The following is an 18,581-nucleotide window of genomic DNA, read 5'->3' as shown; positions in this document are numbered from 1 at the left end:
TAAAGTTTGTAGTCCGTCTTCGTTGCGCTTCAATGAAGATTTTTCCTTCAAGGCCTGGCGAACATCGAGGCAAGTTTCTCGCCTGACTTTCCAGTAGTCTTGCGAACTTGTGATGTATGGGCGCTCCGCTTGTTTCAGGTGTACTGAAGTCATTCGGTAACAGCATCGGCCTGGCCGTTTTTTTGCCGTGCGCGTTTTGGCGCCGGGTACTTTTTCAGATGTGGGGATGTTTCTTTGGCAGTCAGTAACCTCGATATGCATGCTTTGTTCGTGTTGGGTGATTTGCGTGCAAAGCTGGTCAAGCTGTTCCAGTCGCGTTTTGTTTACATCACCGAACAGAACGCCGAAGGCATTTACGTGGCCGAGATCGACACCGAAAGTGCGTTGGTGGTCGATGACAAACCGGGGCTCAAGCTCAAGGTCGGCGATCATTTCAGCGCGGCCGTGCTGCCCAGCCGTGAAGGCGGCAAGATGGACATTCGCTTTCGCGAAATCAAACTCACGGTGTACGGCCTGGGCGATTACGCCTTTGTCGATACAGCGGACGGCCACGCGATCCTGTTCAAGGAAGGCCACAGCGTGGTGACGGTGTTTGCCGCGCACCAGCAACTGCAGGAAGGCCTGACCAAGACCCTGAAAGCTGTTACCGGTAAAGCGGCGAAGTGGCGCAAGGGCGAACTGATCACGTTCAAGGCCAGCGAGTGATCGGTAGTTTGAGTCGCGCCGACTTCCATTCGCAGAACCTCGACCGCGCACGTGAAGAGGCATTGCGCCTGTTCAACGCCAAAGCCGAATTGCAGGGCGCATGGCTAAACTGGGTGGCAGCGCAGATCTACACCTTACGGCCTGCGGAATACGCCAGCATGGTCAGACGCGAGCTGCAAAGCTTGCAGGAAAAGTCTGAAACATAACCTCGCCGGGATTGGCCCCCGGAAAAAGCAGGAACCTCGGCTACAGTCAGTTGACTGAGTATTCAGAGGCTTGCGGTCTTCTGCCAGGCCATCCTGCTATTGCTGTGAACAGCACGAGGTGCAAAGCATGAAAGGAATTCGACGGCTATTGGCCGCCAGCGTGGTTTCGTTCGGTGTACTGACGGCCGCGCAGCCGGCAGCGGCGGCGCAGGCACCGATTCATTTTGCCGACCTGAACTGGGAAAGCGGCAGCCTGATCACCGATGTCCTGCGGATCATCGTCGAGAAGGGCTATGGCCTGCCGACCGATACGTTGCCCGGCACCACCATCACCCTGGAAACCGCGCTGGCCAACAATGACATTCAGGTCATTGGCGAAGAGTGGGCCGGGCGCAGTCCGGTGTGGGTCAAGGCGGAGGCGGAGGGCAAGGTCGTCAGTCTCGGCGATACGGTCAAGGGTGCGACTGAAGGCTGGTGGGTGCCGGAATACGTGATCAAGGGTGACCCGGCCAAGGGCATCAAGCCGCTGGCGCCGGACCTGCGCAGTGTCAGTGATCTGAAGAAATACAAGGACGTGTTCAAGGATCCGGAAAATCCGAGCAAGGGTCGGTTCCTCAACAGCCCGATCGGCTGGACCTCGGAAGTGGTGAGCAAACAGAAGCTGACCGCTTACGGCCTGCAGGACGATTACACCAATTTCCGCAGTGGCTCGGGCGCGGCGCTGGATGCCGAGATCAGCTCTTCGATCCGTCGGGGCAAACCGGTGCTGTTCTATTACTGGTCGCCGACGCCATTGCTGGGCAAATTCAAACTGGTGCAGCTGGAAGAGCCACCGTTCGATGCCGAGGCGTGGAAGACCCTGACCGATGCCGATAACCCCAATCCGAAACCGACCCGTTCGCTGGCATCGAAGCTGTCGATTGGCGTGTCTACGCCGTTCCAGAAGCAGTATCCGCAGATTGCCGAATTCTTCAGCAAGGTGGATTTCCCAATCGAGCCGCTGAACAAGGCGTTGGCCGAGATGAGCGAGAAACACACCGCACCACGGCAGGCAGCGGAATCGTTCATGAAGGCGCATCCAGAGGTGTGGCAGGCGTGGGTGCCGAAGGAGGTGGCGGAGAAGGTGGCGGCTGATCTGAAATAGATAGTTGAGACTGCTGGCCTCTTCGCGAGCAAGCCCGCTCCCACAATTGGAGCGCTCTGTCCTGTGGGAGCAGTCTCACTCCCACAATTGGAACGCGTTCTCCTGTGGGAGCGGGCTTGCTCGCGAAGCTTTCATGCTTTTAGAACTTCGTTTGCACCGCCAATTCAAAGGTGCGCGGCGTACCCAGATAGTAAGCCGGCGATACATGCGCAAACTCGGCATACACCTCGTTGGTCAGGTTACGCACTCGCCCGGTAACGGTGGTGTGCGAGTCGACCTTGTAGCTGAGGAAGCTGCCGAACAGTGTGTACGACGGCACGGTCATGGTGTTCGCTGTGTCCGCATACACCGACGCCACATACCGCGCATCGACCCCACCTTGCCATTGCGGCGAAAAATCGTAAGTCAGCCATAGATTGCCGACCCGATCCGGAACGTTGGTCGGCGTGTTGCCCTTGCGTGAGACCACCGCGCCGGCGGCGTTCTTTTCGGTGAAGTCGTCGTATTGCGCATCGACCCAGGCGAAGTTGCCTTCGGCCAACAGCTTGTCGGTAATCCGCAGGGAGCTGGCAATCTCGATGCCTTTCGAAGTTTGCTGTCCTACCGGGATGCTGCTGGTAGGGTCCAGCGGGTCAGTCACGGCGAAGTCCTTGCGTTCGATGGTGTAGGCGGCAACCGTCGCCGAGCCACGGCCTTCCAGGTAGTCGAACTTGCTGCCGATTTCCCACTGCTTGCCGGTGGAAACATCGAAGTCCTGCGTGCCGTTCGGTTGCTCGGCGGCGGTGCTGTATTGCACGTAGACGTTGGCGGATGGAATGAACTGGTAGGTAAGGCCGACACGCCCGGTGACCGGCTCCCAGCTGCGCTTGAGATGCTTCGGATTGGCGGCCGTTACGGTGCGATGGTTGGTCACGTCGAGGTCGATGTCGTCGTAACGCAGGCCGGTGAGCAACGCCAGTTTGTCGGTCAGTGCCAGGCGGTTTTCCACGAACAGCGCCTTGGTGGTGACCTCGTTGGTCTTGTCGCTGATCAGTGCCGGGTTGGTGCCGGGAATATCGTAGAAATGCCCCGGACGGTAGTTGTTCGGATCGACCGTGCTTGGGCCTTTGATATTCAGCGGCGAGTTGGTGGTCTGGTTGACCTTGTACTCGAAACCACCGGACCAAGTGGTGTCGAGGCCGAACAGGGTGTTGTCGTGGCGCAGTTCGAACTGGTTGCCGTTCTGCTCGCCCTGATGCCGCACTTGATAGGCGGTGGAGCGATTCACCGCTGTGTTGTCGGCGTTGTACTGATAGGTCTCGAGGTTGCGGTAGTCGCGCTGGCTGTCGAGGTGATACAGCGTGTTGCGCAGGGTTGTGCTGTCGTTGATCCGATAGTCGATGATCGAGCGCACCCAGATCGTGCGCTGCTCGTAGCGCCCGTCCTCGACGTTGTAGTTGTTGAAGCGGTTGTGTTTGTCGATCTTCAACTCGCCGGCCTTGGGGTTGAGCACCGGCGTGCCCCAGTACGGGCTGTCTTCGTGTTCGTCCTGATATTCCAGGGCCAGGGTGTGCGACAGATCCGGCGTGAGGTCGCTGAGCAACGAGAACGCCACGCTCCAGGCATCGCGCTCCTGACGGTCGATGTAGCCGTTGCTGGTGTTGTGGCTGACATCGAGCCGCGCGTAGTGCTGCACGTCGGCGCTCGGGTCGGTCAGCGCGCGGTTGAGGCCGAACGCGGTTTGGGTGGTGTCGTAACTGCCGTAGCTGACGCGACCTTCAGCGGCTTGTTCGTCGCGAGTTGCCAGTTTGGTCACGTAGTTCAGCGAACCCCCCACCGAGCCTGCGCCGTTGATCAGTGACGAAGGCCCGCCCACCAGCTCGACCCGATCATAGATCCACGCATCCACCGGTCGGGCGAGGCCGCCGGAGACGGTGACGCCGTTGAACATCTGAGTGATCTGGCTGCTGGTGAAACCGCGATAGGAGACGAATCCGCCAAAGCCCGGTGGTGCGCTGGCATTGACCCCGGTCAGGGTGTTGGCGGCGTCTTGAAAGTTCTGTGCGCCGTGGCGTTCGATGTCGTTGCGGTTGGCGACGGCCACCGAGGCCGGCGTGTCGCGCACGCTGAGACCGAGGCGCGAGGCCGTGCCGCTGGATTGATCGAGGCTCAGGCCTGGTTCGCTGGTGGATTCGCCGTCGATGGTGATCGGCGCCAGGTCTACGGTGGATTGCGCCCAGGCGTTAAGGGACAGGCAGCCGCACAGGCTGGCCAGCAGAGGAATATGTTTCATCGTTGAATCCTGAATGCTTGTCTGGGAATCAGCGCACAGGCGAACGCCGCGCGTTGGCGCAGTGGGCTGACAAATCAAAGGCAAAGACACTCAGGCGAGCGGTGGGGCGCGAGGGTTGGCCGAGGGCCAGGTGAAGCGGGCAGGGAGGTCAGCACTGACGATGGGCGCCAGCGGCGGGCTGTGCTGTTCGGGCAGAACCGCGAGGGTCAGGCTGGAGTTGAACGCCGGGCCCATGCCGCCGCCGACCGAGCACAGCGGGCAGCCGAACGCCTTCGACAGGGTCGGCAATTGTTCTTCGCTGGGATTGCTGGTCAGTGGCGCTTGGGTGGCCGGGTCGACCGTACAGAACTGCCCGCCGATGCCGTTGAGCTGCATCCCGACCATTTGCCCGTGACCGATGCTGCAGGCGAACACGTTGAACAGGACGCAGCAATAGAGCATCCAGGCCAGCAGTGAGCGATCGGAACGGGTGAATTTCATGGGGCGGCACTTTACCGTACCGCTGATCGGTCGTGCACTTCAAAAAATGCCGACTAGGATGTTTTGTTCAAATCCCTCGAAAGGATTCTCGACCATGACCTTTGTGTTGGCTCAATGGCTGGTGACGATATTTGCGGCAATCAGCCTGGTACACGTGTATTGGGCGCTGGGTGGGCAATGGGCGGCGGTGGCGGCGGTACCGCAAGTGCCGGTGCGAGGACTGGTGGCGACGGTGCGACCGGCGTTCAAACCGTCAGGCTGGATTACCTTGCTGGTAGCGGCAGCATTGTTGGTGATTGCCGCGCTGGTGTGCATGCGGGTCGGCTGGGGCATGCCGGCGGTGCATCACAAAGCGTTGCAATGGGTGATCAGTGCGATTGCGTTATTGATGTTCGCCCGGGCGATCGGCGATTCGAATCTGGTGGGGTTTTTCAAGGAAGTGAAGGGGTCGCGGTTTGCGCGGCTGGATACCTGGGTGTATTCGCCGCTGTGTCTGGTGTTGGGGGCGGGATTGTTGGCGGTGGCTTGGGTCTGACCCGGTTCATGTGTTGGCAGTACCGGCCTCTTCGCGAGCAAGCCCGCTCCCACAGGGGAAATGCATTCCAAATGTGGGAGCGGGCTTGCTCGCGAAGAGGCCAGTTCAGACACCCTAGATGTAGAAACTAACTACCACTCTCGGTGCGGCGACTACTCACCTCAGCCGGCACATCATCCCCGGCCATGCGCTTGCGGAACAAAGCCGCCCGCGCCAGCAGCAACGTAGTCACCGGCACGGTAATCGCCAGCAGAATCGGAATCAGCCAGGCATGCATCACCGGCCCGGACTTGAGTGCAGAAAAACAGATGATCGAAGCCAGTGCCACGCACCACGCACCCAGTGTCGAGGCCAGCGCCGGCGGGTGCATGCGCTGAAAATAATCCTTCATGCGCAGCAATCCGGTCGCGCCAATCAGCGCAAACACACCGCTGAGCACCAGCAGGATCGCCACCGGAATTTCGACCCACAATGACAATTCAGCATTCATTCGATCACCTCGCCACGCAGCAGGAATTTCGCCAGGGCAAACGAGCCGACGAAGCCGAACAGCGCGATCAGCAGTGCCGCCTCGAAATAAGTGTCACTGGAATAACGAATGCCCAGCGTCAGCATCATCAGCATGGCGACGATGTACAGGTAATCCAGCGCGAGTACCCGATCCTGTGCCGACGGCCCCTTGAACAGACGAATCAAGGTCAGAACCATTGCCAGCGAGAACAGGAACAGCGTCAGCAAAATCGCGTTCGACAGCAGCGGGCTCATTCGAAAATCTCCATCAACGGCTGCTCGTAGGCAGTCTTGAAGTGGTGGATGAAGTGCGCCTCGTCATCCAGATCCCAAACATGCAGCAGCAGAATGCTGCGATCCAGCGCCAGCTCCGACCACACGGTGCCGGGCACCACGGTGCAAATCATCGCCAGAGCGGCCAGACCGTGGGCGTCGCGCAGGTCCAGCGGAACTTTGACGAAGCGCGAATGCGGCGGTCGGCGACCGGCGTTGATCACGCCCCAGGCGACGATCAGGTTGGAGAGGATCACGTCACGACCGACCATCACGAACAGGCGCAAAATCGTCAGCGGGCGGCGAATGCGTACCTGTTTCGGGCGCAGCTTGCGCATCATCAATGGTGCGGCGAACCCGAGTATCGCGCCGAGCAGCAGGTTGCCCGGGCTGACAGACAGGTTCAGCGTCAGCCACAAAACCCACAACGCCAGTGACAGCAACGGTGCCGGAAATACGCGCTTCATGGCTGCACCTCCAGCATCGCCGCTTTGGCTTCAGGGCTGGGAACGGCGCGGGTGCCGAGCACCGCCATCACGTATTGCTGCGGGTTGTTCAGCGCGTCGGCGGTGGCCTGGGTGTAACGCAGCAGCGGTTCGGCCTTGAAGGTCAGCGCGATGCTCAGCCCCAGCAACAGGAAGATCGGTGCGCATTCAAGCTTGCGCAGCAGCGGCGAAGGGCGCTCCTCGGGCGTCCAGAAACGCTGGATGCCCATGCGCGCGAATGCCATCAACGAGGCCAGTCCGGAGAGGATCAGCAGCGCCAGCAACGCCCATGCAGCGTTCGAGATCGGTGCCTCGCCGCCCAGCCCCAGCGGATTGAGCAGCGCACCGATCAGGTTGAGCTTGCCGATGAACCCGGACAGCGGCGGCATGCCGATGATCAGCAGCGCGCAGGCAATGAAACTCAAGCCGAGAAACGCCATGGTCCACGGAATGACCTGACCGACCACGGCTTTCTGCTCGTCGTCGAGGTTGATGCCCTTGGGCGGTTGAAGCGATTCCTGCGGACGCGGCAGCAACTCGCTTTCATCCTCCAGCGGGATTTCGTTGGCCGAACGCGAACGCTCGATCAACTCCGCCAGCAGGAACAGCGCACTCAGTGCCAGGGTCGAGCTGACCAGATAGAACAGCGCCGCGCCGATCAGGTTTGGCTGGGCGAAACCCACCGCCGACAACAGAATCCCCGCCGACACCAGAATGCTCAGGCTGGCCATGCGCTCCAGACGTTGTGCAGCCAGAATCGCCAGCGCCGCGCAGGCGATAGTCGCCATGCCGCCGTAGATCAGCCAGTCGCCACCGAAGAAGGCCGAGGCCCCGGCCTGACTGGAAAACAGCAGCGTCCACAGGCGCAGCAGGGTGTAGACGCCGACCTTGGTCATGATCGCGAACATCGCCGCCACCGGCGCACTGGCCGAGGAGTAGGCCGGCACCAGCCAGAAGTTCAGCGGCCACATGCCGGCCTTCGCCAGAAACGCCACCGCAAGAATCCCCGCGCCAGCATGCAGCAAGCCACGGTCGGCTTCCGGCACCAGCGGAATCTTCAGCGCCAGATCGGCCATGTTCAGCGTACCGGTGACGCCATAGATCAGCGCCGCGCCAATCAGAAACAGCGACGAGGCCAGCAGGTTGATCGAGATGTAATGTAGGCCCGACGACACCCGCGCCCGACCCGAGCCGTGCAGCAACAGGCCATACGAGGCGGCGAGCAGCACCTCGAAGAACACGAACAGGTTGAACAGGTCGGCGGTGAGGAAGGCGCCATACAGGCCCATCAGCTGAATCTGGAACAACGCGTGGAAGCTCGATCCCGCGCCGTCCCAACGCGCCATGGCAAACAACAGGGCGCTGACGCCGATGATCCCGGTCAGCACCAGCATTAATGCCGACAGGCGATCAACCACCAGCACGATGCCGAACGGCGCCTGCCAGTTGCCCGGCAGGTACACGCCGATGGAACCGGGCACGCCGGTGGTTTGCGTCCACTGCAGCAGCATCACCGAAATGAACAGGCCGACGAGGCTGGAGAACAGATTGATTTTCGCCTTCAGCGGCCGATGCTTCTCGCCGAGCATCAACATGATGGCGGCGGTCAGCAGCGGCAGCAGGATCGGTGCGGCGATCAGGTGAGTCATCGCCATCATTCCTTGGGTTCCCGGCCGTCGACGTGGTCGGTGCCGGTCAGGCCCCGCGACGCCAGCAGCACCACCAGGAACAGCGCGGTCATGGCGAAGCTGATGACGATCGCGGTCAGCACCAGTGCCTGCGGCAGCGGATCGGTGTAGTGCAGCAGGTCCTGGGTCACGCCGTCCTTGATCACCGGTTCTTTACCGATGAACAGGCTGCCCATGCTGAAGATGAACAGGTTGACCGCGTAGGACAGCAGGCACAGGCCCATGACCACCTGAAATGTCCGTGGCCGCAGCACCAGCCAGACCCCGGACGCGGCGAGCACGCCGATGGCGATTGCGATGACTTCTTCCATCAGACGGCTCCTTTGCTGGCGACGGACTTGGGCAGCGACGCGGTCTTGTGACCCCGCACCGATTGGTGGGCGAGGGCGGTGAGGATCAGCAGTGTCGAGCCCACGACCACGGCGTACACGCCGATATCGAAGAACAGCGCGCTGGCGATATGGATCTCGCCCAGCAGCGGCAAGGCGAAATGCCAGGTGTGGGTGGTCAGGAACGGATAACCGACCGCCATCGCCCCGAGACCGGTGGCGGTGGCGAACAGCAGGCCAGTGCCCATCCAGCGCAGCGGTCGCAGGCTCATTTGCGCTTCGACCCACTGCGTCCCGGCGACCATGTATTGCAGGATGAACGCCACCGACATCACCAGTCCGGCGACGAAACCACCGCCCGGCTGGTTGTGACCGCGCATGAACAGGTAGCACGACACCACCAGCGCAATCGGCAGCAACAAGCGCACCAGCACCGCCGGCACCATCATGAAGCCGAGTGCGGTGTCGCTGGCGCTACGCGGGTTGACCAGATCGGTGACCACGTCCGGCGCGAGCAGGCGTTGCTGGGCCGGCAGTTGCAGGCTTTCTTTCGGCGGGCGGAAGCGGCGCAGCAGGGCGAACACGGTGAGCGCCACGGCCACCAGCACGGTGATTTCACCGAGGGTGTCGAAGCCGCGGAAGTCCACCAGCATCACGTTGACCACGTTGCTGCCACCGCCCTCGGGCATGGCCCGGCTGAGGTAGAACGAGGAAATGTCGTTGGGCGTCTGCCGGGTCAGCATCGCGTAGGACAACAGCGCCATGCCGGCGCCGACGGCAATCGACAGCAGCAAGTCGCGCAAGCGCCGCACGCGGGCCTTGCGCAGGCTCGAAGGCAGTGGCGAGACTTCTTCAATCCGCCGGGGCAGCCAGCGCAGGCCGAGCAGGATCAGCACCGTGGTCACCACTTCCACCGCCAGTTGCGTCAGGGCCAGATCCGGCGCCGAAAACCAGACGAAGGTCACGCAGGTCATCAACCCGCAGACGCTGACCATGGTCAGGGCGGCGAGACGGTGATACTTGGCCTGCCATGCTGCGCCGAGGGCACAGGCAATCGCCAGCAGCCACAGGGTGACGAACACGATCGAACCCGGAATCTTCGGCCGGTCGCCCCAGCTCAGGCTGCTGTGCAACATCGGGATCAGGCCGGCGAGCACTGCCGCCAGGACCATCAGGAACAGTTGCATTTGCAGGCGGCGGGTGCCGAGTCGGCGTTCTACCCGACGGGCCATGCGCATCATCAGCACCAGACTGCGCTCGAACAGGCGCTTGCCGTTGAAGCGACCCACCAGCGGCGGATATTTGAAGCGGCCACGCTTGAGCTGATTGCGCAGCAGCAGATAGACCACGATACCGCCGGACATGGCGATCAGGCTCATGATCATCGGTGCATTAAGACCGTGCCAGATCGCCAGGCTGTACTCCGGCAGCGTGCCACCCACCACCGGCAGCGCGGCGGCCGCGAGCAGCGGGCCGACCACTTGCGCCGGGAAGATCCCGACGACCAGACAGGTGAACACCAGCAGCTCGACCGGCGCACGCATCCAGCGCGGCGGTTCGTGCGGGGTGTGTGGCAGATCGGTAGCGGTCGGGCCGAAGAACACGTCGACGGTAAAGCGCAGCGAGTAGGCGACGCTGAAGGTACCGGCAATGGTCGCGACAATCGGCAACGCTGCTTCGACCCACGCGGTGGCGTTGATGAACACGGTTTCGGCGAAGAACATTTCTTTCGACAGGAAGCCGTTGAGCAGTGGTACGCCGGCCATCGACGCGCTGGCAACCATCGCCAACGTGGCGGTGAACGGAATCAGTTTGATCAGGCCGCTGAGTTTGCGGATGTCACGGGTGCCGCTTTCGTGGTCGATGATCCCGGCGGCCATGAACAGCGAAGCCTTGAAGGTCGCGTGGTTGAGAATGTGGAACACCGCGGCAACCGCCGCCAGCGGGCTGTTCAGACCCAGCAGCAAGGTGATCAGGCCCAGATGGCTGATGGTCGAGTAGGCCAGCAGGCCCTTGAGATCGTTCTGGAACATCGCGCAGTAGGCGCCGAGCAACAACGTACACGCACCGGCGCCGCTGACGATGTAGAACCATTCTTCACTGCCGGACAATGACGGCCACAGACGCGCAAGTAGAAACACTCCAGCCTTGACCATGGTCGCCGAGTGCAGATAAGCCGAAACCGGGGTGGGCGCCGCCATGGCGTGCGGCAGCCAGAAGTGGAAAGGGAACTGGGCGCTTTTGCTGAGGGCGCCGATGAGGATGAGGGGAAGCAGAATAGGGTAGAGGGCATGTGCGCGAATCAGATCGCCGGCGGCCAAGACCTTGTCCAGGTCATAGCTGCCGACGACATGGCCGAGGATCATGACCCCCGCCAGCAGGCACAATCCTCCCGCACCGGTGACCATCAGCGCCATGTAGGCGCCACGCCGGGCATCGGAGCGGTGGTGCCAGTAGCCGATCAACAGGAACGAGAAGAGGCTGGTCAGCTCCCAGAAGAACACGATCTGGATCAGGTTGCCGGAGATCACCAGCCCGAGCATGGCGCCCATGAACGCCAGGAAAAAGGCGAAGAAGCGCGGCACCGGGTCGTCCGGCGACATGTAATAACGCGCATATAAAGAGACCAGGGCCCCGATGCCCAGCACCAGCAACGAGAACAACCAAGCGAAGCCGTCCATGCGCAGGACGAAATTCAAACCGAGGCTGGGCAGCCACATGAATTCTTCGCGGATCACCCCGCCGTGGGCGATTTGCGGATACAACAGCGCGACCTGCACGGTGCCGATCAGAGCGACCAGACCTGCCAACAGGGATTCGGTATTACGCGCGTTGTGTGGCAGCACCGCTGCCAGACAGCTGCCAATGAATGGCAGAAGCAGTAGAACTATCAGGGACATAGGCTTCTAATCTGCGGAAGTTTGTGAAGCATCATACGTGCCAGCTCCCTGATTACCAAACGCCAGGATGTCTCAGAATCCTACAAAGTAGTCTGAAAAATTTGGTTTGGCATTGTTTCAGGGGGAGGGATGTTGTGACGGATGGCCCTTTCGCGAGCAAGCCCGCTCCCACATTTGAAACACATTCCAATGTGGGAGCGGGCTTGCTCGCGAAGGCGATGGATCAGGCACTAAAGATATTGCGGATTAACCTTGGGTCTCCCGCTCCAGCTCAGCGTCTACTTCGTCAACCTTACCCTTGGTCTTCAACTCGCTGACAATCACCGCCGCCACAATCAACCCCGCACCCACCAGCGCAATCGCCGGCAAGCGCTCCCCGGCGATTCGCCCGACGATCCCGGCCCAGACCGGTTCACCGGCGTAGATCAACGTCGCCCGGGTCGGCGAAACGCTTTTCTGCGCCCAGTTCATCGCCACCTGAATCGCCGCACTCGCCGCGCCGAGGCCCAGAGCAGTCACCAGCAAGGTCCAGGAAAAATCTGGAAGCGCTTCGCCGGTCGGCACCACCAGCAGGAACGACAGCACCGAGGTCGCCGCCAGTTGCACCACGGTCACCCGGCGCACATCGACTTGACCGGCGTAGGTGCTGATCAGAATGATCTCGGCGGCAATCGCGATGGCACTGATCAGGGTGGCAATCTCGCCGGGGCTGAAATTCAACGACGCCCCGGACGGCCCGGACAACAGCATCAGACCGGTAAACGCCAGCATGATGCCAATGCTTGGCATCAACCCTGGTCGACGGCCCAGTACCAGCCATTGCAACAACGGCACGAAGGGCACGTACAGCGCGGTGATGAATGCCGACTGACTGCTCGGGATCGTTTGCAGACCAACCGTCTGCAAGCCGTAACCGAGCATGATCGCCACGCCGATGAACGATCCGGCCTTGAGCTCGAACAGGGTCAGTTCACGCAAGTGGCGCCAGGAGAACAGCGCAACAATGGCGGCCGCAGCGGCAAAGCGCAGGCCGACAAAGAACATCGGCCCACTGACGGTCATGGCGTGTTGCACCAGCAGGAACGTACCGCCCCAGACCATGGTGATCAGCACCAGCACGCACTCGGCCTTGCTGAAACGGGAGAAGCGAAGAGGCGTGGGGGAGCTGTTCACTGGCGTCATGTCCTTGCGCACTATAAAAGGCAGGACGCACAATGCGCCCAACGTTGCGCAGTATACTGCCCAACCCCACCGAGTGAGCAATATAGTGCACAAAGATTCCAGCCAACGGGCGTCCGTCCTGCAACACGTCAGTCACAACGTTCGGCGCCTGCGCCACGCTGCCGACATGAGCCAGACCGCGCTGGCGGAAAAGTCCGGCGTCAGTCGGCGCATGCTGGTGGCGATCGAGGCCGGGGAAAAGAATGTCAGCCTGACCACCCTCGATCGCGTTGCCGAAGCGCTCGACGTGGCCTTCAGCGACCTGATCCAGGCCCCAGACGCACGCGATACCAGCCGCATCAACGAGGTGGCGTGGGCCGGAGTGATTCCCGGGAGCAAAGCGGTGTTGTTGTCCAAGGCGACCGCTACCCGTGAAGTCGAACAGTGGGAATGGTGCCTGCAACCGGGTGAGGTCTATCCCTCGCAACCGGATGCCGATGGCTGGAGCGAACAGATTTACGTGTTCGAAGGTTGCTTGACGTTAACGGTTGGCGACGTGGCCAACACCATTTCCGCCGGGGAGTTTTTCATGTTTGCCAGCAACCAGCCGCACGGCTATCGCAATGACGGAGCGGTCGCGGTACGGTTTGTGCGCAATGTGGTGATTTGAAATGAATCAGAACGCAGACATCCTGATCATCGGCGGTGGCCTCAGCGGCACGATGCTGGCCGTGCAATTGCTGCGACTGCCCGGCCAGCGTCGGATCCTGATCATCGAACCGCGCGCCGAACTCGGTCGCGGTGAAGCTTACAGCGCCGTCGAACTGGGCCACACGCTCAACGGCAATGCGGCGCGCATGAGTGTCGACCCCGATAACCCCGATGATCTGACTCAATGGCTGACCGCGCACATCGCTGCCGGTGGCTGGCCGGAATCTGCCGAGCAGAATGTGCCAATCAGTGAGCTGTTCCCTCCACGCGGGCTGTTTGGCGTGTATGTGCAGCAGCGTCTGGCCGAGGCGCGCGTCGTTGGTGCGCAGCATGGTTCGACCGTCGAGCACGTTCGCGCTGAAGTCGTCGATCTGCAAACTGATGCGGATTCGGTGCAAATGAGCTTGAGCAATGGGCAGACTCTGCGCGGCGCCTATGCCGTGCTCGCTACGGGCATGTTCCCCGCCGCGCGCACGCCGCAGAAAGAGTCCAGCGGCCTGAACGCCGCAGCGCTTGATCCGTGGGATGTCGCCGCCATGCGTCAGCTCGATCCGCAGTCGACTGTGCTGATCATCGGCTCCGGCCTGACCATGGTCGATGCCGTGGTTTCACTGGAGCAGGCCGGTCATCGCGGGCCGATCGAAGTGTTTTCCCGTCACGGACTGTTGCCCCATGTGCGTCGGCAACCGCCGGCGTGGGTGGATTTTCTTGCCGAAGATCAGAGCATTCGCACACCTCGACAGTTGTTGCGCGAGCTGCGCAGGCATTGCCGCGAGGCGATCGCTCAGGGCATCGATTGGCAGGCGCCGCTGGACACGGTGCGGGCCCATATCGGACGACTGTGGAGTCAGGCAACTGACGTTGAGCGTCGACAATTCGTACGCCATGTGCGGCCGTGGTGGGAGAGTCATCATCACCGGTCGCCGCCGCTGAGTGCAGCATTGGTTGAGCGCTTGCACAACGAAGGACGGTTGCGGATTCAGGCGGCGTCGTTCAAAGGGCTTGAGCCGATGACGGGCGAGGGTGTGAGCATTCGAATTCGGCGTCGCGGCGAGGCGCAAACCTGTGTGGTGCAAGGTGCAGCGCTGATCAATTCCAGTGGCATCGAGTACGACTGGCGCCGCGTCGCGCGCCCGCTGCCGCAGCAGTTGCTGGCGCGTGGGCTGGTGCGTCCGGGGCCGTTGGCGTTGGGGATTGCAGCGGCGGTGGACGGTGCGGTGCTGGATGCTGAAGGGCAGGCCGGCAGCCGATTGTTCGCGATGGGGCCACCGCTGCGCGGGATGTGGTGGGAGAGCACGGCGGTGACGGACGTGGCGTTGCAGGCCAAGGCGTTGGCGGCGCGGCTGGTGGAATGAAAGCAGACCGGCTTGCACAGATCCCTGTAGGAGTGAGCCTGCTCGCGATAGCGGTGGGTCTTTCACCTCATTGCTGAAGGGGCTGACGCTATCGCGAGCAGGCTCACTCCTACAGTTGAACGGGGCAGCTCAGTCATCTCGGAAGTGCATTCATCAGCCAGCGCTGGCGAATCTGCTCCAGGCGCCCGTCGGCGCGCAAGGTTTCCAGCGCCTGTTGCCAGCGTTTGACCTGACCCGGATCGGTCTGCAGCGAAAAGGCAATGTAGGTGTCCTGTTTCATCAGCGGAATCTGATACTGCAAGCGTCCCGGTTCCATGCCTTGGGTGCGGGCCAGCGCGGCGGTGGAGAGTGTGTCGGAGACCACGAAATCGGTCCGGCCCAGGCTGAACAGACGCATCATCTGTTCCGGGGTTTCGACACCGTCGAGGTTCTTCAGATTTTGCTGCTGAAGGTAGCTGTAGATCAGCCATTTGCGCGGCACGCTGATACGACCGGCCTGATCCGCCTGCTGCAGGGTTTTTACCGGCGGCTGGTTGTTGGCATGGGCGTAGAGCGCGGTTTCGACTTCGATCAGCGGCCCGACCCATTGATAGCGGTCATCGCGCTCATCAGTACGCAGGACGGTAAATACGCCGGTGTTGGCTGTTTCGCTGGCCGTGCGCAAGGCTCGCAGCAAGGGGACTTGCTGCAGGTCGATCCGGTCACCGGTTTGCTCTGCCAGCGCGCGCACCACGTCGACGCCGTAACCCTCCAGGTGATCGCCTTGCTGAAAGTGCAGGGGGCGATGGTTGTCGGTGAGCAGTTGCAGATCTGCTGCATCGGCTGCCAGGGCCAGGAGTGACAGCAGACACGCGGCAATCCGTTTCATGAATCGTCCCTGAAAAATTGAGCGCGAAGCTTAGTACGGGCCGGGGATGGCTGTCGTGCGGAATGTACGGGGCTTTTGTGTCAGAAACAAAGGCTGATTGGCAGAGTCGGCGCAGACAAAACCGTTGCTGGCGATAGTGGTGGATCAGTCAACATTGAAGTGACGGACCTGACCTGTTCGCGAGCAAGCTCGCTCCCACATGGGTTTGTGGTGTGCCTGGCATTTGTGGCTGGCACACAACCTGTGGGAGCGAGCCTGCTCGCGAAAACGGTGGATCAGTCAACATCTGAAGTGGCTGATCTGGCCTATTCGCGAGCAGGCTCGCTCCCACTTTGGTTTTGTTGTGCCTGCATGGGGGGCAGGCACAGGGGGATGCGGTGGCTGGAGAGTTACGCCACCACGCGATAGCACGGCACATACGCCGCGCCGCCCGGCAGTTTCATCCGGTGCTGGGCGACGAAGGCTTTGAGCAGCGCGTCGAGCGGTTGCATGATCGCCGCGTCACCACGGATCTGGTACGGCCCGTGTTCTTCGATCAAACGGATGCCCTTGTCCTTGACGTTGCCGGCGACGATCCCGGAGAACGCGCGGCGCAGGTTGGCGGCCAGTTCGTGGGGCGGCTGGTCGCGGTGCAGCTTGAGGTTGGCCATGTTCTCGTGGGTCGGATCGAACGGACGCTGGAAGCTTTCGTCGATCTTCAGCAGCCAGTTGAAGTGGAACGCGTCGTTGCGCTCGCGGCGGAACTGCTTCACCGCTTTGAGGCCGGCAGTCATCTGCCGCGCGACTTCGGCCGGGTCGTCGATGATGATCTCGTAGTGCTGCTTCGCCGCATCGCCGAGGGTGGCGGTGACGAAGGCATCGAGTTGCTCCAGATACGGCGCGGCATGTTTCGGCCCGGTCAGGATCACCGGGAACGGCAGGCCGGCGTTGTCCGGGTGCATCAGGATGCCCAGCAGGTAAAGGAACTCTTCGGCGGTGCCGGCGCCGCCCGGGAAGATGATGATGCCGTGGCCGACACGCACGAACGCTTCCAGACGTTTTTCGATGTCCGGCAGGATCACCAGTTCGTTGACGATCGGGTTCGGCGCTTCGGCGGCGATGATCCCCGGCTCGGTCAGGCCAAGGTAGCGCCCGCCATGGATGCGCTGCTTGGCGTGGGCGATGGTCGCGCCCTTCATCGGGCCTTTCATCACGCCGGGGCCGCAACCGGTGCAGATGTCGAGGCTGCGCAAGCCCAGTTCGTGGCCGACTTTCTTGGTGTATTTGTATTCTTCGGTGTTGATCGAGTGGCCGCCCCAGCACACGACGATTTTCGGCTCCACACCCGGCCGCAGGGTGCGCGCGTTGCGCAGCAGGTGGAACACGTAGTCGCTGATGCCTTGCGAGGTGCTGAGGTCGATGCGTTGGCTGTCGAGTTCGTTTTCGGTGTAGACGATGTCACGCAGGGCGCTGAACAGCATTTCCCGGGTGCTGGCGATCATTTCGCCGTCGACGAACGCGTCGGCCGGGGCGTTCAGCAGTTCGAGGCGCACGCCGCGATCCTGCTGGTGAATGCGGATTTCGAAGTCCTTGTAGGCTTCGAGGATGGTCTTGGCGTTGTCGACATGCGCGCCGGTATTGAGGATGGCCAGGGCGCACTGGCGGAAGAGGGTGTAGGTGCTGCCGGATCCGGCTTCGCTCAGTTGCTGAACTTCACGTTGAGAAAGGGTTTCCAGGCTGCCTTTCGGGCTGACCGAGGCGTTGATTACGTGTCGTTGGGTCATGCAATGATCCTTAAAACGATGTCATTCCAATGGCAGGCAAATGGCATCCGAATAGTGTGTATCCATGAATGAAGATGGCACGATCTGCGCTGTACCGCCATGTCCCCGTTGGACGCTGAAAAGTTGAAAAGGGCCCCCAGCATAGCTAAATCCCCGAGAGAGGCGATAATGCGCAGCGAGTTTTTTCCGTTGCCCTTTTTATCGCTCAAGGAAGTCATGCCTGATGTTCGAGATCCAGCCGATGGACCCAGCAACGTTTCGCCAGCAGACCCGCCGCAGCACGTTGATCATTGCCGTGCTGTTCCTGGTGCTGGCGATGGTGCTTTCGACGGCCGCGGTGGCACTGTTCGGCGAGCCTGGCGGCGATAACCTGCGGTTCAATGTCGGCGGGGTGTTCGTGGCTTTCCTGCTGACAGCGGCGCTGATGCGCGGGCAGTTCTGGCAGCAGGCGTGGATGGCCCCGGCGGTCTATAGCTGGCGGCTCAAGCGCAGCCTGATGAGCGTGACCAACGTGATGCATCAGGTGACCGCTGCGGTGGAACAGAACGATCCGACCGCGATGAAGGTGCTGCGCTTCTATCATCTGGGGCTGACCCAGATGCACGAACTGGACGGTAACTCCAGCGATCATGCGCAGTTGCGCCGGGAAGTCGAAGCGCACAAAGAGCGGATGCAGGCGCTGGGTCTGGAGATCGACCAGAAGCGCCTGGATCCGGCCTGGCTGCAAGCCTTGAAACCCGCCGCTCGTTAAAACGGAATACGGCTGGCGCGGCGCAGTTTCCACGCGCGGGCCAGACGCCCGTAGACCAGCAGGTTGATCACCAGCACCACGCTGCCCAGCGCCAACTGGATCTGCGGCGTCAGACCTGCGGGGTAGATGATCGGCCAGATGTAGTGCTCGATGAAGCCGCCGGCGTATTCGGTCTGCCCGGCGGCGTGGCGCATCAGGTTTTCCCAGTAGGTCAGCGGACAAGTCAGGTGCAACACCTCGACCGCCACGCCCCATGCAGCCGCCGGCAGATGCAGCCACGTCAGGCGTGGCCACTTGAGCACCAGCAGCCCGCCGAACAGTACGAACAGAATGAATGACAGATGGAACAGCACCAGCCCGTCGGCTGCGATTCGGTACAGCATGTCGTCTCCCTGACGTGGTTGTGAAGGCCTCCATGGTACGCCGACAGCGACGCTGGGGCGCT

General features: G+C 61.6%; 19 protein-coding genes. 7 read left to right on the top strand and 12 right to left on the bottom strand.

The window, feature by feature from the left end; translation table 11 throughout:
* Positions 1-234 precede the first annotated feature (234 nt).
* The 3 genes from J1G18_RS23935 (at position 235) to J1G18_RS23925 (ending at position 2,055) form a co-directional block, all read left to right on the top strand.
* Positions 235-705 carry a hypothetical protein gene (locus J1G18_RS23935; protein ID WP_007966910.1) on the top strand — a complete coding sequence of 157 codons (471 nt, stop codon included), beginning with the start codon at positions 235-237 and terminating at the stop codon, positions 703-705.
* A gap of 8 nt (positions 706-713) precedes the next feature.
* A complete protein-coding gene (locus tag J1G18_RS23930; RefSeq protein WP_027612962.1) occupies positions 714-911 on the top strand; it encodes a hypothetical protein in 198 nt (65 codons plus the stop codon).
* A gap of 127 nt (positions 912-1,038) precedes the next feature.
* On the top strand, positions 1,039-2,055 hold the full coding sequence (locus J1G18_RS23925; RefSeq protein ID WP_223008769.1) for an ABC transporter substrate-binding protein: 1,017 nt from the start codon (positions 1,039-1,041) through the stop codon (positions 2,053-2,055).
* Positions 2,056-2,194: 139 nt separating this feature from the next.
* Here the strand turns inward: J1G18_RS23925 and J1G18_RS23920 are convergent, their stop codons facing one another.
* Together J1G18_RS23920 and J1G18_RS23915 are read right to left on the bottom strand one after the other, a co-directional pair.
* Positions 2,195-4,327 (bottom strand): TonB-dependent receptor, encoded by a 2,133-nt coding sequence (locus J1G18_RS23920; RefSeq protein WP_223008767.1) that lies wholly within the window; start codon positions 4,325-4,327, stop codon positions 2,195-2,197.
* Positions 4,328-4,417: 90 nt separating this feature from the next.
* A complete protein-coding gene (locus J1G18_RS23915; protein WP_047598254.1) occupies positions 4,418-4,807 on the bottom strand; it encodes a DUF2946 domain-containing protein in 390 nt (129 codons plus the stop codon).
* 94 nt (positions 4,808-4,901) lie between these two features.
* On the opposite strand from J1G18_RS23915, the gene J1G18_RS23910 reads away from it, so the two are divergent.
* Positions 4,902-5,342, top strand: a complete 441-nt coding sequence (locus J1G18_RS23910; protein WP_097090307.1) for a DUF3995 domain-containing protein — start codon at positions 4,902-4,904, stop codon at positions 5,340-5,342.
* 127 nt (positions 5,343-5,469) lie between these two features.
* Here the strand turns inward: J1G18_RS23910 and J1G18_RS23905 are convergent, their stop codons facing one another.
* From J1G18_RS23905 to J1G18_RS23875, 7 genes are all read right to left on the bottom strand, one after another.
* A complete protein-coding gene (locus J1G18_RS23905) occupies positions 5,470-5,832 on the bottom strand; it encodes a Na+/H+ antiporter subunit G (protein WP_027612967.1) in 363 nt (120 codons plus the stop codon).
* Complete coding sequence (locus J1G18_RS23900; RefSeq protein ID WP_003225959.1) at positions 5,829-6,107, bottom strand: K+/H+ antiporter subunit F; 279 nt, start codon at positions 6,105-6,107, stop codon at positions 5,829-5,831. Before J1G18_RS23900 ends, J1G18_RS23905 begins: the two co-directional genes overlap by 4 nt.
* The gene (locus J1G18_RS23895; protein ID WP_223008765.1) at positions 6,104-6,592 is read right to left on the bottom strand and encodes a Na+/H+ antiporter subunit E; all 489 of its coding nucleotides are present in this window, start codon (positions 6,590-6,592) and stop codon (positions 6,104-6,106) included. The genes J1G18_RS23900 and J1G18_RS23895 overlap by 4 nt, the downstream gene beginning before the upstream one ends.
* The gene (locus J1G18_RS23890; RefSeq protein WP_098964383.1) at positions 6,589-8,268 is read right to left on the bottom strand and encodes a monovalent cation/H+ antiporter subunit D; all 1,680 of its coding nucleotides are present in this window, start codon (positions 8,266-8,268) and stop codon (positions 6,589-6,591) included. Before J1G18_RS23890 ends, J1G18_RS23895 begins: the two co-directional genes overlap by 4 nt.
* Positions 8,265-8,609, bottom strand: a complete 345-nt coding sequence (locus J1G18_RS23885) for a Na+/H+ antiporter subunit C (protein ID WP_003225953.1) — start codon at positions 8,607-8,609, stop codon at positions 8,265-8,267. The genes J1G18_RS23890 and J1G18_RS23885 overlap by 4 nt, the downstream gene beginning before the upstream one ends.
* Positions 8,609-11,527 carry a monovalent cation/H+ antiporter subunit A gene (locus J1G18_RS23880; protein ID WP_223008763.1) on the bottom strand — a complete coding sequence of 973 codons (2,919 nt, stop codon included), beginning with the start codon at positions 11,525-11,527 and terminating at the stop codon, positions 8,609-8,611. Before J1G18_RS23880 ends, J1G18_RS23885 begins: the two co-directional genes overlap by 1 nt.
* A gap of 246 nt (positions 11,528-11,773) precedes the next feature.
* A complete protein-coding gene (locus J1G18_RS23875) occupies positions 11,774-12,709 on the bottom strand; it encodes a DMT family transporter (protein WP_098964381.1) in 936 nt (311 codons plus the stop codon).
* Between the two features lie 85 nt (positions 12,710-12,794).
* Here J1G18_RS23875 and J1G18_RS23870 point away from each other — a divergent pair, with 85 nt between their 5' ends.
* Entirely contained in the window at positions 12,795-13,358 is a 564-nt protein-coding gene (locus J1G18_RS23870; protein WP_003225948.1) for a helix-turn-helix domain-containing protein, read from the top strand.
* Between the two features lies 1 nt (position 13,359).
* Positions 13,360-14,754 (top strand): FAD/NAD(P)-binding protein, encoded by a 1,395-nt coding sequence (locus tag J1G18_RS23865; protein WP_223008761.1) that lies wholly within the window; start codon positions 13,360-13,362, stop codon positions 14,752-14,754.
* A gap of 133 nt (positions 14,755-14,887) precedes the next feature.
* Here the strand turns inward: J1G18_RS23865 and J1G18_RS23860 are convergent, their stop codons facing one another.
* Together J1G18_RS23860 and ppnN are read right to left on the bottom strand one after the other, a co-directional pair.
* Positions 14,888-15,622, bottom strand: a complete 735-nt coding sequence (locus tag J1G18_RS23860; RefSeq protein ID WP_223008759.1) for a substrate-binding periplasmic protein — start codon at positions 15,620-15,622, stop codon at positions 14,888-14,890.
* Between the two features lie 389 nt (positions 15,623-16,011).
* Positions 16,012-17,385, bottom strand: coding sequence for a nucleotide 5'-monophosphate nucleosidase PpnN (ppnN, locus tag J1G18_RS23855; RefSeq protein ID WP_027612974.1), 1,374 nt, complete (start codon positions 17,383-17,385; stop codon positions 16,012-16,014).
* 223 nt (positions 17,386-17,608) lie between these two features.
* Here ppnN and J1G18_RS23850 point away from each other — a divergent pair, with 223 nt between their 5' ends.
* Complete coding sequence (locus J1G18_RS23850; protein WP_134786673.1) at positions 17,609-18,136, top strand: DUF3087 domain-containing protein; 528 nt, start codon at positions 17,609-17,611, stop codon at positions 18,134-18,136.
* On the opposite strand, the gene J1G18_RS23845 is transcribed toward J1G18_RS23850, so the two are convergent.
* A complete protein-coding gene (locus J1G18_RS23845) occupies positions 18,133-18,519 on the bottom strand; it encodes a DUF2784 domain-containing protein (RefSeq protein WP_223008757.1) in 387 nt (128 codons plus the stop codon). The genes J1G18_RS23850 and J1G18_RS23845 overlap by 4 nt on opposite strands.
* Positions 18,520-18,581: the final 62 nt, after the last annotated feature.

The sequence above is a fragment of the Pseudomonas sp. MIS38 genome, from assembly GCF_019891575.1.
GTDB classification, from domain to species: domain Bacteria; phylum Pseudomonadota; class Gammaproteobacteria; order Pseudomonadales; family Pseudomonadaceae; genus Aquipseudomonas; species Aquipseudomonas putida_A.
This window is presented reverse-complemented; position numbering and strand designations above follow the sequence as displayed.

What these genes read in the sequence shown, in the direction of transcription:
- J1G18_RS23925 (WP_223008769.1), top strand. Translation starts at nt 1,039, where the DNA reads ATGAAAGGAATTCGACGGCTATTGGCCGCCAGCGTGGTTTCGTTCGGT.
- J1G18_RS23920 (WP_223008767.1), bottom strand. Translation starts at nt 4,327, where the DNA reads ATGAAACATATTCCTCTGCTGGCCAGCCTGTGCGGCTGCCTGTCCCTT.
- J1G18_RS23915 (WP_047598254.1), bottom strand. Translation starts at nt 4,807, where the DNA reads ATGAAATTCACCCGTTCCGATCGCTCACTGCTGGCCTGGATGCTCTAT.
- J1G18_RS23910 (WP_097090307.1), top strand. Translation starts at nt 4,902, where the DNA reads ATGACCTTTGTGTTGGCTCAATGGCTGGTGACGATATTTGCGGCAATC.
- J1G18_RS23905 (WP_027612967.1), bottom strand. Translation starts at nt 5,832, where the DNA reads ATGAATGCTGAATTGTCATTGTGGGTCGAAATTCCGGTGGCGATCCTG.
- J1G18_RS23900 (WP_003225959.1), bottom strand. Translation starts at nt 6,107, where the DNA reads ATGAGCCCGCTGCTGTCGAACGCGATTTTGCTGACGCTGTTCCTGTTC.
- J1G18_RS23895 (WP_223008765.1), bottom strand. Translation starts at nt 6,592, where the DNA reads ATGAAGCGCGTATTTCCGGCACCGTTGCTGTCACTGGCGTTGTGGGTT.
- J1G18_RS23890 (WP_098964383.1), bottom strand. Translation starts at nt 8,268, where the DNA reads ATGATGGCGATGACTCACCTGATCGCCGCACCGATCCTGCTGCCGCTG.
- J1G18_RS23885 (WP_003225953.1), bottom strand. Translation starts at nt 8,609, where the DNA reads ATGGAAGAAGTCATCGCAATCGCCATCGGCGTGCTCGCCGCGTCCGGG.
- J1G18_RS23880 (WP_223008763.1), bottom strand. Translation starts at nt 11,527, where the DNA reads ATGTCCCTGATAGTTCTACTGCTTCTGCCATTCATTGGCAGCTGTCTG.
- J1G18_RS23875 (WP_098964381.1), bottom strand. Translation starts at nt 12,709, where the DNA reads ATGACGCCAGTGAACAGCTCCCCCACGCCTCTTCGCTTCTCCCGTTTC.
- J1G18_RS23865 (WP_223008761.1), top strand. Translation starts at nt 13,360, where the DNA reads ATGAATCAGAACGCAGACATCCTGATCATCGGCGGTGGCCTCAGCGGC.
- J1G18_RS23860 (WP_223008759.1), bottom strand. Translation starts at nt 15,622, where the DNA reads ATGAAACGGATTGCCGCGTGTCTGCTGTCACTCCTGGCCCTGGCAGCC.
- ppnN (WP_027612974.1), bottom strand. Translation starts at nt 17,385, where the DNA reads ATGACCCAACGACACGTAATCAACGCCTCGGTCAGCCCGAAAGGCAGC.
- J1G18_RS23850 (WP_134786673.1), top strand. Translation starts at nt 17,609, where the DNA reads ATGTTCGAGATCCAGCCGATGGACCCAGCAACGTTTCGCCAGCAGACC.
- J1G18_RS23845 (WP_223008757.1), bottom strand. Translation starts at nt 18,519, where the DNA reads ATGCTGTACCGAATCGCAGCCGACGGGCTGGTGCTGTTCCATCTGTCA.